A 13,107-nucleotide genomic window follows, 5' to 3' on the forward strand; every position below is an offset into this window, starting at 1 on the left:
TCCGCTACGCGTCGTTACCGGATACGCGAGTCATCGCCTGCGGCCTTTTTCGTTGTCCGGTGCGTCGAAGGCGAGAGCCACGAAGTGGGTGATCACCGTGGATGCTCGGGCGGGATCGATGTCGCCGCGGGCCAGTTGCAGGAGCAGGCCTTCGACGAGGGACAGGAGTCCGCGCGCGGTGGACAGCGCGTCATCGCGTGAGTGTCGGGTCGCGGGGAGGATGGCTGCGATCGCTTCCGCCAGTCGGTCGGAGCCGGCGGAGAGGCGGGCCGACATCTCCGGGTTTCGCGCGGCCCTGGTGACCACGGCCAACCATGCCATCACCTGGATGCGCCAGCTGTCGTCGGGGTGTTGTTCGGCCGCGGGATCGGGGACAGTTCCGGGGATCATGCCCCGAAGTACTCGGCGCACAGTCGATTCGGCATCGCGCGGGTCGGCGAGGGTGGTGAGTTGCTCGACGAGCCGCTCATCGAGCATGTCGACCACTCCCCCGACGGAGTAGTCGAGAAGATCGTCCATCCCGGCGAAGTAGTGCTGCAGCGAACCGAGCGACAACCCGGCCTCCGCAGCGACCCGGCGCAGGCTCACCGCGTTCCAGCCCTCGCGGTGGGCCAATCGCCACAGCGCGGCCGCCACCTCGTCGCGTCGTTGGGTCCGATCGACGATCTTCGGCATCGCACCTCCTTTTTAGTACAGTGACTTATATCAGAGTATGCCGAAGCAAGGGAGGGCACGATGGATGTGATCGTTCGCACGGCGTGTGGGGCGGTCCGTGGCGAAGCGCGACAGGGGTATTCGGTCTTCTTCGCCATTCCCTATGCCGCACCCCTGGTCGGGGTCCGCCGCTTCCAGGCCCCGGCTCCGTCGCACCGGTGGAGTGGTGTGCGTGACGCGCGGAGGTTCGGGTCCTCGGTTCCGCAGCCGATTCTCTGGCATCCCGGCGACGATCCCGAATGCCTCACCGTGAACGTGTGGACTCCCGACGCCGGCACCTCCGGTATGCCGGTCGTGGTGTGGCTGCACGGCGGTGCGTGCATGGGCGGTACCGCGGTCACAGCCGATTTCGACGGTGCGGCCTTCGCGGCCGCAGGAGTCGTCCTCGTCACGATCAACTATCGAGTGGGCTACGAGGGCTTCGGCTGGGTCGACGACGCGCCGTGCAACCGTGGCGTGCTCGACCAGATCGCCGCGCTCGGCTGGGTGCACGACAACATCGCCGCCTTCGGTGGAAATCCGGACGCGGTAACCCTGATCGGACAGTCGGCAGGTGCGTCGTCGGTCGTGGGCCTGATGGCCGGCGATCGCGCACCCGATCTGTTCCGGCGCGGCATCGCGCAGAGTCCGGGAAAGATCTTCGTTCCCGCCGACGAGGCGCGTGCCATATCGGCGATGATCACGTCGCAACTCGGCGTCCGCCCGACCACCGACGAATTGGCAGCGCTGCCGCCCGAAGCGATTCACGCGGTACAGATGGCGCCGGTGGCGGTGATGGCGGCAGAGCCGGGCCGGTGGACCCATCCGAACGCGCCGTACTCGATGATCATCGATGACGAATTGTTCGACGCCGCACCGTGGTTCGACCACCGAGTGTCCGGAACGAGCCGGGAACTCGTGTGCGGATTCACCACGGACGAGGCTCGGATGTTCACCGCGGATGTCGACCTGTCCGGCTCCGACCCCGTCGAGACCGCCCGTGCCTGCGGTCTCGACGCCGACGCGGTCCGGACCTACCGAACGGGAAATCCGGGCATCACCGACGAGGAGTTGCACGTTCTGATCCTCTCCGATGCCCTGTTCCGGATGCCCGCGCTGTGGTGCGCCGAGGCCGCCGCCGAGGCGGGAAACGACACCTACCTGTACGAGTTCGCATGGCGGAGTCCGGCACGCGACGGCGCACTTCGGGCCTGCCACGGCCTCGACGTTCCCTTCACCTTCGATACGCCCCACGGCCCGCTCGCCGGGCAGCTCATCGGACCGGAGATTCCGCCGGACTTCGGCGACCTCTCGAAGGCGATGCGCAACGCCTTCATCGCCTTCGCCGCGGCCGGCGACCCCGGATGGCCGCAATTCGACACCACCGAACGGATTCGCCGAATCTGGGCGACCCCGCCGGAGCTGGGCAGCGACACGCTGTCGACGTCCCGCCGGATCTGGCAGCGGGACCGCGCCCCCGGTCGGCCGAGCTCGGCCGACGTCTGAAAACCGAATAACTCGAAAGGCATACCCATCCGGCATCGAGCGAGTTTGATGGTGATGTGGACGGCACCACGATGTCGAGGCCGGTGAACCTGGTGGTCGGCGCCGCCGCGAAAGTCGGCGGAGCTGCCGGGCGTGTGCTGGGGTTCGGATTCGATGTCGCCCAGCACGTGCCGGGCGTCGAGCCGGTGCTCGCGGAGCTCGGACAGCGGGGCGCCGAGACGCTGGAAGCCGTCGATGATCTCACCGAGCGGGTGCTACGGGCGGTGATCGGCCGGATCGTGCGGACCGCGGTCGGTGCCGTCGACCTCACGGCGATCGTCGTCGACAACGTGGATCTCGACGCGGTGGCCGAACGGATCGATGTCGACAAGATCATCGGACGGGTCGACCTGGTCGGGCTGGCCGATACCGTGATCGACGGCGTCGATCTACCCCGGATCATCCGGGAATCCACCGATTCGATGTCCGCGGAGGCGGTTCTCGGCATCCGAAGCCAGGGGATGCATGCGGACGACGCGGTCGCGGGGTTCGTCGGAAAACTGCTCCGACGAGCACCGTCCGAATCGGGCGCGGAGTGAGCGCGCCTGCCCATCGCCCCGCCGGAATCGTGACCCGGTCGATCGCCTCGGGGGTCGATATCGCCGTCGTCCTGGCGATCATGGCCGGGATCTACCTGTGTCTGGCGTTCGCTCGACTGCTGTTCTCGCCGCAGGACTTCGCGTGGCCGGACACCGGCGCGGTCATGTCGACGGGCATATTCATCGTGGTGTCGGTGCTGTACCTCACCGGATGCTGGGCCGTGAGCGGCCGCACCGTCGGCGCCGTCATGATGGGCCTGCGAGTGGTGAGCCGCGACGGCGAACTCGTGGGATGGCCGCGGGCCTTGCTGCGGGCGGTGTTCTGCGTGATGTTCGCCGTCGGCTTGTTCTGGGTGGTGGTCGATTCGCGCCGGCATTCGCTTCAAGACATCGTTTTGCGCACCACCGTCGTCTACGACTGGCAGCCGGAATCCCATCCGGCGACGTAGATGCGCCGTGAACGATCGGGCGACAACCCCGGATGCTCCGGTGCACCGCGTCCTTCGACCGTGTAACTGCTTATCCCCCTGCGCCTTTCGGAGATGTGACCGGCGGATGAGCCGGCGACGGAGCCGTCGGACGCGCCGACTTCGTGTGCGGCGGAAGCGCGGTCGTACTCGGCGCCGTGGTCGTCGTAGATCGCGTCGCCGAGGTTGTCGGCGCCCCGGAGGTCGTGACCACATCCGGTGATGGGGATGACGTGGTATTCGCCGCAACAGTGGTCGTGATGCGTGGGGACACCGTCGTAGTCTTGGCCGGAGTGCCGGTAGAGGCCGTCGTCACGGTGTCGGTAGGTGCTGGCGGCGTGGTGGTCGGCCGTGCCGTCGTCGGCGATGCGGTGGCGGGCACGGTGGTAGTCGGCACCGTCGTCATCGGTGTCGTCGGCGTGGTAGGCGACAGTGTCGTGGTCGCCGTAGTCGGGTCGGCCGTCACCGTGACCGTCGACGTCTCCGCCGGGGTCGTCGGCGCCGTGGATATCGGAGGCGGGACGACAAGGCCCGGGTCCGGTCCACCGGGCATGAGCTGAATCGAAAGGCTCGCCGTGGCAGAGAAACTCGCGCCGAGCGAATCGCCCGTCGAGCTCGGAGGCGAGGGATCCGTCGTGGTGGGCGGCGTGGATTCCGTCGCAGTGGCGGGGCCGGAACCCGAGTCGGTGGGATCGGCGGCCGGTGGAGCGGTTCCGGGATCGGCAGCAGCGGCGGTATCGCCCGCGACGTCGACCGGCACGGGGAGCTCGCTCGAGGCGTCGAAAGCCGTACCCCCGTTCGCCGCGGCGACGTCGCTTCGCGAGGCATCGCCGTTAAGGGTCTGCACGGTGGGGTCACCCGAGTACGCCCGAGAATCGTTCACGCGCACCGGCGGACCCGAATCCGCTCGTACCACGAGCGTTATCCCGATTGCCGTGGTCACCAACGCGGCGACCACACCCGCGCGCGAGAGCTGCCGCCGGAACCGATCGGCCGGAGGCTCCGCGGACGGCCGCCCGTACCGCCGCGGAATCAGAGCGCGCGGCTCACCTGCTGGGTTTTCGCTGTCGTCGACGGTTCGCATCCCACTATCGCTTTCTTCCTCCGGATGCGCCGCCGCCGGAAACGGTGATCACACCGTCTGCACCACCACAGAACACGCCCGAGAATCGGACATCGAATGGCGGCAGCGCGAACACCGAAACGCGAGCATTACGGTGTCGCCTCGCCGAACGGGCATCCATACGTCAATGTCTTGCCGAGAAGAGCAGCGCCCGGAAATCGCATGACCGGACTTCACTGCGAGGTCTGGGCGCCGAATCTCGCGGCGCCTCGAATTTCTGTCGATGTGGACGGGACTTCGTGGTCGATGTTTCAGGCCCTGGAGAAGGGATCCACGTCGCGCAGCCGTTGCCGGTGGATTCGTTGCAATTCACCGGCGCGGGTGAGAAAGTCGGCGATTATCTCGAGTTCGGCAGAGTCGTACCAGCTCAGCAACATCTTGTAACTCTCGACGATCATAGGTACGACGAGTTGCTGTATGCGATAGGCCGCGAGGTCGGTCGCCATCACGATCACGCGACGACGATCGGTCGGATGCAGCGAACGGGCGATATAGCCCTGCTTCTCCAGCCGGTTCAGCATGATCGTGACGCCGGCCGCGGTGATGCCGAGCCGTTCGGCCAGCATCCCCGGCGTCGTGGACTTCTCGTCGTCGGCCAGGACGATCTCCAGTGCCCGCCGGTCGGTCTCGTTCACACCCAGTACCCGGATCAATTCGCGGGTCAGATCCTCGACGGTTCCGTGGTAGAACCCCAGGGCCCTTTTGAGTTCGGCCGAGATCCGGGCGGGTTCGATTGGTCTCGGGCACACGAGCTTTCCCCTCGATCACTGTGAAACATGAAACCGCTCAAGAGAAGTCGCCGATCAGGGTGTGTGCACCATCATTTCCCCTGCGTACGGTAGGGATCGCCGCCGGTCGCGTGAAGCGGGCATATGTGCTCCTGTCAATCGATTTGGCCGGCAACCCGAACCGCGGCTGCCGAACATCACGAAAGCTGGCGCAGCTCCGGCCGCCGAAGCGACCGCGGCTGTGTCGGACATGCACTGTACGACACACCGACTCATGCGATACGGTGCATCACAAAATTCGGTGCGAGTGGCTGCCCCCGCACCAAACGTGAAGCGGGGCAATCACTATGAGGAACCATGGCCACCCGTCCGCCTCGGGTGAGACCTGGACCGGGCTGCTGACACAACCCGGCCCAGGCATGTTCACCACCGGCCGCCGGTGCGGGCACCGGCCGTCACGCCGTGGCGCCTGCCCGCGGAATCAGCTGACGGCAGTGGTGGTGAGGGTCGGCGACGGGTTCGGGTAACACGAGGTCGCGACATTGCCGACCAGTGCGACGTTGGTCGTCATGGTCATACCGGGACTGGTGTAACTGGTTCCCGCGTACTTGCTGGTGATCGGCGTTCCGGGGGTTCCGGCGGTGACATTGATGGTCACCGCCGGCGGCGTGAAACTGGTGCCGCCGGCGATCGGACCCGGCACGGTCAGAACGACATTCCCACCCGACGTGGCGACGGTGCCGGCCACGGTACCCCCGGAGGCGGTAGCGGAGACCAATGTCGAATTCGCGGGAGTCGGAAACGTCATCTTCAGGTTGCTGATGTTGTTCACGGTGAAGCCGGACGCCGAACTGGGCACCGACGACGAACCCGGCGTGAGGGTGATGGCCACCGCGGAACCCGACGCCGCCGAACCCGGCGCGGTGCCGGTGACCGATGTGGTCATGCTCGAGGTCTGGCCGACCCCGAAAATGGTGCCCTTACAGCTCCAGTTCACGCTGACCGGGGCGGCATTCGCCGGTGCCGCCAAACAAAAGACGGTGGCGACCGCCACCGGAGCGAGAACGCCGGCACGAACCAGGGAAGAGATGGATCTCATGACTGACTCCAGAAAATGTAGAGCAACGTTACGACCGAATACCGGACCGCAACACCGAGTTTCTAAAATATAGCCTCTTCTCATCTTTCCATGGCCGAAATCACACAAACGAATCGAAAAGAAAATATCATTATCCGCAATTAATTATTCAGTCTGGAAAGTTAATTACGGCAAGATTCTTTAAATAAGTCGTGTATTTCCACGACACCTCTCGGCCGGGCTATCGATACGACCGATCCCGCAATTCCCCCGAATACAAGGCTCGACCTGAGAATATATCCACGCGTCCCGATGGTCAGCGTTCGGGTGGTTACCGTTCGCGGCGTTCGACCCCACCGGGCCCGCATGCCAGTGGGACGTCAGGGCGGTGCAAGAGCGCCGCGGCACAGTTGCCGGTATGACATGGCACAGCGGCCGTCGAGCCGAGGGGAAGACGATTCTGGTGACCGGCGCCAGTGCGGGCATCGGATACTTCGTCGCGGAGCGACTCGCGGCCGCGGGCGCGACCGTTGCGCTGGGGTGCCGGGACACCGCCAAGGCCGACCTCGCGATGCGGGCGATCCGAGCACGAGTTCCGGCCGCGCGAACGATATCGGTGCACGTGGACCTCGCGGATCCGTCCTCGCTGCCGGCGACGGTCGACGCCCTCGGTGTCGAATGCCTGGACGCGGTCGTACTCAACGCCGGAATACTTCTCTCAGGCCCCGAGCGTCAGGTGAACGCGCGAGGACACGAATCGATGTTCGCGACGAACCATCTCGGGCACTTCGCGTTGGTCGCACATCTGGCGCCGATGCTGACGGCCGCCTCGCACGGCCGGGTGATCACGGTGGGCAGTTTCGCCGCCCGCTCGGAACGGCTGGATCTCACCGATCTGCAGTCGGAGCGCGATTACCGGCCCAAGCGCACCTACGGGCGATCGAAACTGGCGCAGATGCTGTTCGGCTTCGAACTGGATCGCCGACTGCGGGCATCCGGCACCGACACCGCGAGCATCGTCGCCCACCCCGGTGGCGCCCTGGACTCGCTCACCCCGTCGCGGCCACCGTTGTTCGTCCGCACCCCCGCCCAGCTGCTGCGCGGGCTGCCCGCGGGCGTTGTGCTGCACGGCAAACACGTAGGAGCCGACAGCATCGTCCGAGCCGCCCTCGACACCGAGATCGTCGGCGGTGAGCTGTGGGGGCCGAGGGTGCTCGGCCTCCGCGGCCGGCCACACCGCGAAACACCCCACGCGCATATGACCGATCCGGACGTCGCGGCCGAGTTGTGGGCGACCAGTGCCGAGCTCACGGGCGTGGATCCTCTGGAGTGTCCGGCTACGCCGATCCGGTGACCGCGTGCGGTATTCGCCGACCTCAGCGAGCAGAAACGCGATCGGAAATGTGACGGCAAACCGCGAATTGCTTCACGCCTGTAGTAGCTTGACGACTACCGTTGCTCGTCTGAGAAGAGCGGAGGGGCCGATGCCGAACCTGCCCGCAGGGGGTTTGCGCCGGCTCGCCACGGCGCGAACCCGCTCGGCATGCGGTCCCTGCCGTCGGATCCGGAGTGAGCCGCCGACGATCCGACACCGCACACGGACAGCCCGCCCGGGACGCAACTGTATGTGTGGCGGGGACCGGCGCGGATTGCTTTCCGGCCCAGAGCAACTCACGCACGGCGATCTCGGCAAGACGCCGTGCGCGATTCGTGGCCGATGATCGTGGCCCCGATCGACTCCTGATGATAAGTGAAGGCGCTATGAATAATTCGGTTGAAAGGCGACAGATCGGACAGCGAAAACCGTCGTTTTCCGGACAACCCGTTTCACTTTCACGAGCGCCCTCGGGAAGCACCGAATTGTCACCTGAAATTCCGTCGAATGTATTGCGGGAAACCGTCTTCTACTTTATCCTCGCCGGCCTTGCTGATTTGTTTGCTGAAAATCGCCGGGGGTACTCGCGCACACAGAACGCACCTATTGTCAGCGCCGATCGATTCCGAGTGGTGATGACCTGCGCAACTTAGGCAACTCGAGGAGAGGATTGATTGCGATGACGGTTGGTCTCGACGTCCGGGCCGAGCGTGAGCGGGTCGCCCGCGCGTGCCGCGCAGGGCAGCCTCTGCCCGAATTCCTTTACAGCAGTGACGAAGACATCTTGTGGTCCCGCGTTTTCGCGACGCTGCGCGCCATGCACGAACAGCTCGCCTGCGCGGACTATCGGGGCGCGGCTCGCCTCGTTCAGCTGCCCGCCGAGCGGGTACCGCAGATGAGCGAGGTGTCGCGCATGCTTCGTTCGCTGACCGGTTTCGCGTTGGCGCCGGCCATCGGAAGCCAACCCGGCCGCCTGTTCTACGGGCCGATGGCCGACGGCATCCTGCACGCCACGCCGGACGTGCGGCCGGTGACCGAGCAATCGTTCTCGCCCGATCCGGACGTCATCCACGAACTGGTCGGACATGCGGTGATACTGGCCGACCCCGAATTCGCGGAGCTGTATCGCTGTTTCGGCCGCGCCGCCAACCGCGCCACCTCCGACGAGGAGCGGGCCGCGATCGCGCGGTTGTTCTGGTTCACCCTGGAGGTCGGCGTGGTCGCCGAGAAAGGTCACCCGCGAGCGTACGGAGCCGCGATCCTCTCCTCGGTGACGGAGATGGAGTCCTTCGTGAACGCGGATCTGCGGGAATTCCGGGTGGAGGACATACTCGCCGCCGATATCGACGACAGCATTTGTCAACCGCTCCTCTTCGTCGCCGATTCGGTCGGCCGGATGATGGCGGAGGTAACGAGCTTCCTCCGGACGAGGATCGGTTCGTGACGACGCCGTATCGCACGCTCCCCCGGACGACATCCTCGCCGGCGACGATTAAGGAATTGCGGTGGTAGACCTTTCGAGTACCACGCGTCGTCACGACGACGCGACTCCGGGCGCGGACTTCTTCGACTTGTCGGTGGCGCAGTACGAACTGTGGCTGGCTCAGCAGTTACATCCCACGGTTCCGTTCTCCATCTCGCAATACACCGATGTGCAAGGCGATCTCGACCTGGAACTGCTCCAGCGGTGTGCCCGCCGCGCCGCACGCGAATTACAGTCGCCGCATGTACGATTCGCCATCGTCGGTGGCAGGCCGCGCCAATATCTCGACCACGATGTGGACACCGGATTCGACTGCATAGATCTCAGTGATCACCCCGATCCCGAACGCGCCGCACAGGAGTGGATGAGCCGGGATCATCACGCGGGCATCGATCTGACCGGAGACGACGTCACGAAGACGGTGCTGTTCACCCTCGGCCCCGGCCGGTATCGCTGCTACGCGCGCAGCCACCACATCGCCGTGGACGGCTTCGGCGCCGCTCAGGTGTTGCAGCGCACGGCCGAATTGCATTCCGCCGCAACCGAAGGACGACCCCCGACCGCGTGCCGCGCGGTATCGCTGGCCGAGATCGTGGCGGCCGAGCAGCGGTATCGGTCCTCGTCTCGGTTCGCGGCCGACCGCGAGTACTGGGGCCGGCAGCTCGCCGGCCTCGACCACACGACCCGCCTCAGTGAGCGGTACGCCGCCCCGTCGGCCCGGCCGCATATCGCGCACGCGACCGTCGACGCGGAGGTCATGGCACGGCTCGGCGACGCAGCCCGCCGGTACGGCACCGGAATGGCCGAGGTGCTGGTCGCGGCGGTGGCCGCGTTTCTGGCGCGGATGACGGGCGATACCGATGTGACGGTGTCGCTGCCCGTCGCCGGGCGCACCACCGGAGCGCTGCGGCAGTCGGCGGGAATGGTCTCGAACGTGGTGCCCCTGCGGGTGCGCGGCGTGGCCGAGAGCACGGTCGGTGAGCTGGTTCGCGAGGTACGCCTGAGCATGATCGGCGCGTTGCGCCATCAGTTGTACCGGCACGAAGACCTGCTCCGCGACCACGGCGTGGGGCAGGCCGGCCGGCACGGCTACGGGCCGCTGATCAACGTCCTCAGCCTGCCCGAGAGCATCGACTTCGGCGCCGTTCGCGGTCGGACGCAACTGCTTTCGGCCGGCCCGGTGGAGGATTTGGCGATCAGTTGCTACCGGTTCGGCACCGAGCCGTTCGTCATCGACTTTCATGCCAACCCGGAGCTGTACCGAGCAGAGGAAGTGGAGGGGTATCGGCAGCAGTTCGTCGACTGCCTGACCCGATTCCTGCTGGCCGACGGCGCGGACACGGTGTTCGCGGCCGTCGCCGGCCCGCACACGATCGCCGCCCCGCAGCGGCGACACCACCAGCGGTTGCTGCCGGACCTGCTCGCGGGTGGAACCGATGCCGGTGACCGGATCGCGCTGAGCGGGCCTGATCGTTCGGTGACCTATCGCGAACTCGACGAGACGAGCGCCCGGTGGGCGCGCGAGCTGATCGCGCACGGCGCCGGGCCGGAAGTCGTTGTCGCGGTGGCATTGTCGCGGTCGGTCGAATCGGTCATGGCGTTGTGGGCGGTCGCCCGGGCGGGCGCGGTGTTCTTCCCGGTCAATCCCACCGACCCGCCGGCCCGCGTCTCGAAGCTGATCGCCGATTCCGGTGCGGCGGTGGGCATCACCCTCACCAGGTGGCGCACACCGCAGGAGACCACGACGGTCGACTGGTTGATGCTCGACAGCGACGAGTTCACCCGCGCCGCCGCGGCCCGGTCCGCCGAAGCGGTGACCGACGCGGATCGGATACGACCGTTGCGGGCCGCGCACCCGGCCTATCTGATCTACACCTCCGGATCCACCGGCGAGCCCAAGGGAGTGCTGAGTACCCACGAGGGGCTGGCGACCCTGGCCGACGATCTGCGCACCCGCAACGGCATCGGCAGCGATGCCGTTGTGCTGCAAGCACATTCGCCATTCTGCGATGCGTCGATGCTCGAATATCTCTCCGCGTTCACCCCGGGCGCGAAGCTGGTCGCCCTGGCGCCGGATATCGTTGCGGGACAACGACTTTCGCAAGTGATGGAGGACGAGGCCGTCACGCAGCTGATCGTCACGCCGGCCATCCTGGCCACGCTCGACCCGGATCGACTGCCCTCGCTGCGGACCGTCACCGTCGGCGGAGACAAATGTCCGCCCGCACTGGCGCAACGCTGGGCGGGCCGGTTACCGATGTTCAACTCCTACGGCCCCACCGAAGCCACCGTCGTGGTGACCCAGACCGAACCGCTCGCCCCCGGCTCGCCGATCACGATCGGGCGCGGACTGCCCGGCGTGCAGACTCTCGTCCTGGACGCCCGGCTACGGCCGGCTCCCCGTGGCGCCCGCGGCGAACTGTATCTCGCCGGTGACGCGTTGGCGCGGGGATATCTGGGGCGGCCCGGGATCACCGCGCGGAGTTTCGTCGCAAATCCCTACGGGCAGCCGGGAACCCGGATGTATCGCACCGGTGACATGGTCCGCGAGCAACCCGACGGCACGCTGGAGTACCTCGGCCGAGGCGATGTTCAGATCTCGTTGCGCGGACAGCGCATCGAGCCGTCCGAGGTGGAGCGCGCCTTGGCCGCCGATGCGGCGGTCGATCAGGCCGTGGTGCGGGTGTGGACGTCCGAGACACTCGGCGATCGGCTGATCGGCTATGTCGTGCCCGCGGCGGCCGGGGAGGATTTCGACCGGGCCGCCGTCTTGGCGCGATTGCGGACCGTGCTGCCGCCCGGCATGGTTCCGGCGATGCTGATTCCGCTGCCCGAGATACCGATCAATCCGAGCAGCGGCAAGACCGATCGATCAGCGTTGCCGGATCCACAGACGCTGCCGCGCCCGGCGTTCCGCGCGCCGGCCTCGGAGATCGAGCGCACGGTGGCGGAGACGATCGCCGAGGTGACCGGGCAGACTCGAATCGGCTTGGACGACAACTTCTTCGAACTCGGCGGCAACTCGTTGCTGGGCGTCGAACTGTGCCGGCAACTGTCGGAACGGACCGGGACCACGGTGACGATCTCGTCGCTGTTCACCCCGACGGTGCAGAGCTTGGCCGCCGCCATCGAAGCCACCGCGGCCGGTGGGAACAGCGAGGCGGCAGTCGGCGGTTCGGCGTTGCAACCGGTTCTTCCGTTGCGGGGCAGCGGTTCCGGGACGCCGCTGATCTGCCTGCATTCGGCGGTTCCGCTGTCGTGGTGCTATTCGGGCCTGCTGCGCTACGTCACCGACCGGCCCGTCTTCGGCCTGCAGTCGCCGGCCGTCTCCGGGCAATCGCGGCGATACCGCAGCGTCGACGAGCTCGCCGAGGTGTATCTGCGGGAACTCACGCGCGTGCAACCGGAAGGGCCGTACCACCTGCTGGGCTGGTCGCTGGGCGGTCAGCTCGCGCACGCGCTCGCCGCCCGGCTGCGCGCCCGGGGGCACGACGTGGGATTGCTCGTCATGCTCGACAGCGTGGCCTTCGGGCAGGGTGCGCCGCGGCCGGAGCCGCCCACCGTCCGTGATCTGGTCACCCATTTGCAGGGCAACGAGTCGGCCACCCCTGATACGCGGCCGCTCACGCTGGACGAAGCGGTGGACGTGCTCGCCGACAGCCCCGGCCCCGGGCGCGGGCTGACCCGCGAGCAGCTCGAACGCCTGCACCAGGGCTATGTCGACAGCGTCGCCATGTCCACGAGCTACCGGCCGGCACCCTATGACGGCGATCTGCTGTATTTCTCGGCGACCGAGGGCATCACCGGCGAACTGACCGGCGAGATGTGGCGGCCCTGGGTTTCCGGACGGATCGCCGAGCACCGCGTCGACGTCACCCACGCCCAGATGACCAACCCCGAGGCGCTCGCGGTCATCGGGCCGATCCTGGAGGCCGAACTGAATCGGCACGGCGAAGGGAAGAGCATGTGAGCAAGCATTCCGCTGCGATCGTGGCATCCGTGGTGTCGGTCGCGTCATCGATCATGCTGGCCGCACGACGGCCGGCGGTGTTCGGTCTCCGTCTCCCGCGCGCGGT

10 protein-coding genes are annotated in these 13,107 nt (G+C 66.8%); 7 read left to right on the forward strand and 3 right to left on the reverse strand.

Annotation, left to right across the window (positions count from 1 at the left end; translation table 11 throughout):
• Positions 1-30: 30 nt before the first annotated feature.
• Entirely contained in the window at positions 31-675 is a 645-nt protein-coding gene (locus AC5592_RS14360) for a TetR/AcrR family transcriptional regulator (protein WP_063064468.1), read from the reverse strand.
• A 60-nt stretch (positions 676-735) separates the two neighbouring features.
• Between AC5592_RS14360 and AC5592_RS14365 the strand changes: the two genes are divergently transcribed.
• The 4 genes from AC5592_RS14365 to AC5592_RS14380 all read left to right on the forward strand — a co-directional run bounded on the left by AC5592_RS14365 (position 736) and on the right by AC5592_RS14380 (position 3,804).
• Positions 736-2,199, forward strand: coding sequence for a carboxylesterase/lipase family protein (locus tag AC5592_RS14365; protein WP_063064469.1), 1,464 nt, complete (start codon positions 736-738; stop codon positions 2,197-2,199).
• Positions 2,200-2,255: 56 nt separating this feature from the next.
• Positions 2,256-2,777 (forward strand): hypothetical protein, encoded by a 522-nt coding sequence (locus AC5592_RS14370; RefSeq protein WP_371507213.1) that lies wholly within the window; start codon positions 2,256-2,258, stop codon positions 2,775-2,777.
• Positions 2,774-3,226, forward strand: a complete 453-nt coding sequence (locus AC5592_RS14375) for an RDD family protein (RefSeq protein ID WP_036505290.1) — start codon at positions 2,774-2,776, stop codon at positions 3,224-3,226. The genes AC5592_RS14370 and AC5592_RS14375 overlap by 4 nt, the downstream gene beginning before the upstream one ends.
• 176 nt (positions 3,227-3,402) lie before the next feature.
• Positions 3,403-3,804 carry a hypothetical protein gene (locus AC5592_RS14380; protein WP_157121855.1) on the forward strand — a complete coding sequence of 134 codons (402 nt, stop codon included), beginning with the start codon at positions 3,403-3,405 and terminating at the stop codon, positions 3,802-3,804.
• An 814-nt stretch (positions 3,805-4,618) separates the two neighbouring features.
• Here the strand turns inward: AC5592_RS14380 and AC5592_RS14385 are convergent.
• Complete coding sequence (locus AC5592_RS14385; protein ID WP_036505293.1) at positions 4,619-5,116, reverse strand: MarR family winged helix-turn-helix transcriptional regulator; 498 nt, start codon at positions 5,114-5,116, stop codon at positions 4,619-4,621.
• Positions 5,117-5,576: 460 nt separating this feature from the next.
• Positions 5,577-6,194, reverse strand: a complete 618-nt coding sequence (locus tag AC5592_RS14390) for a hypothetical protein (protein ID WP_036505296.1) — start codon at positions 6,192-6,194, stop codon at positions 5,577-5,579.
• 397 nt (positions 6,195-6,591) lie between these two features.
• On the opposite strand from AC5592_RS14390, the gene AC5592_RS14395 reads away from it, so the two are divergent.
• The 3 genes from AC5592_RS14395 (at position 6,592) to AC5592_RS14405 (ending at position 13,001) form a co-directional block, all read left to right on the forward strand.
• Complete coding sequence (locus AC5592_RS14395) at positions 6,592-7,527, forward strand: SDR family NAD(P)-dependent oxidoreductase (protein WP_036505299.1); 936 nt, start codon at positions 6,592-6,594, stop codon at positions 7,525-7,527.
• Between the two features lie 700 nt (positions 7,528-8,227).
• Positions 8,228-8,992, forward strand: a complete 765-nt coding sequence (locus tag AC5592_RS14400; RefSeq protein WP_063064471.1) for an amino acid hydroxylase — start codon at positions 8,228-8,230, stop codon at positions 8,990-8,992.
• 61 nt (positions 8,993-9,053) lie between these two features.
• Entirely contained in the window at positions 9,054-13,001 is a 3,948-nt protein-coding gene (locus tag AC5592_RS14405) for a non-ribosomal peptide synthetase (protein ID WP_063064472.1), read from the forward strand.
• The last annotated feature ends 106 nt before the right edge of the window (positions 13,002-13,107 follow it).

Source organism: Nocardia violaceofusca NBRC 14427, assembly GCF_963869435.1.
GTDB classification, from domain to species: Bacteria; Actinomycetota; Actinomycetes; order Mycobacteriales; family Mycobacteriaceae; genus Nocardia; species Nocardia aobensis.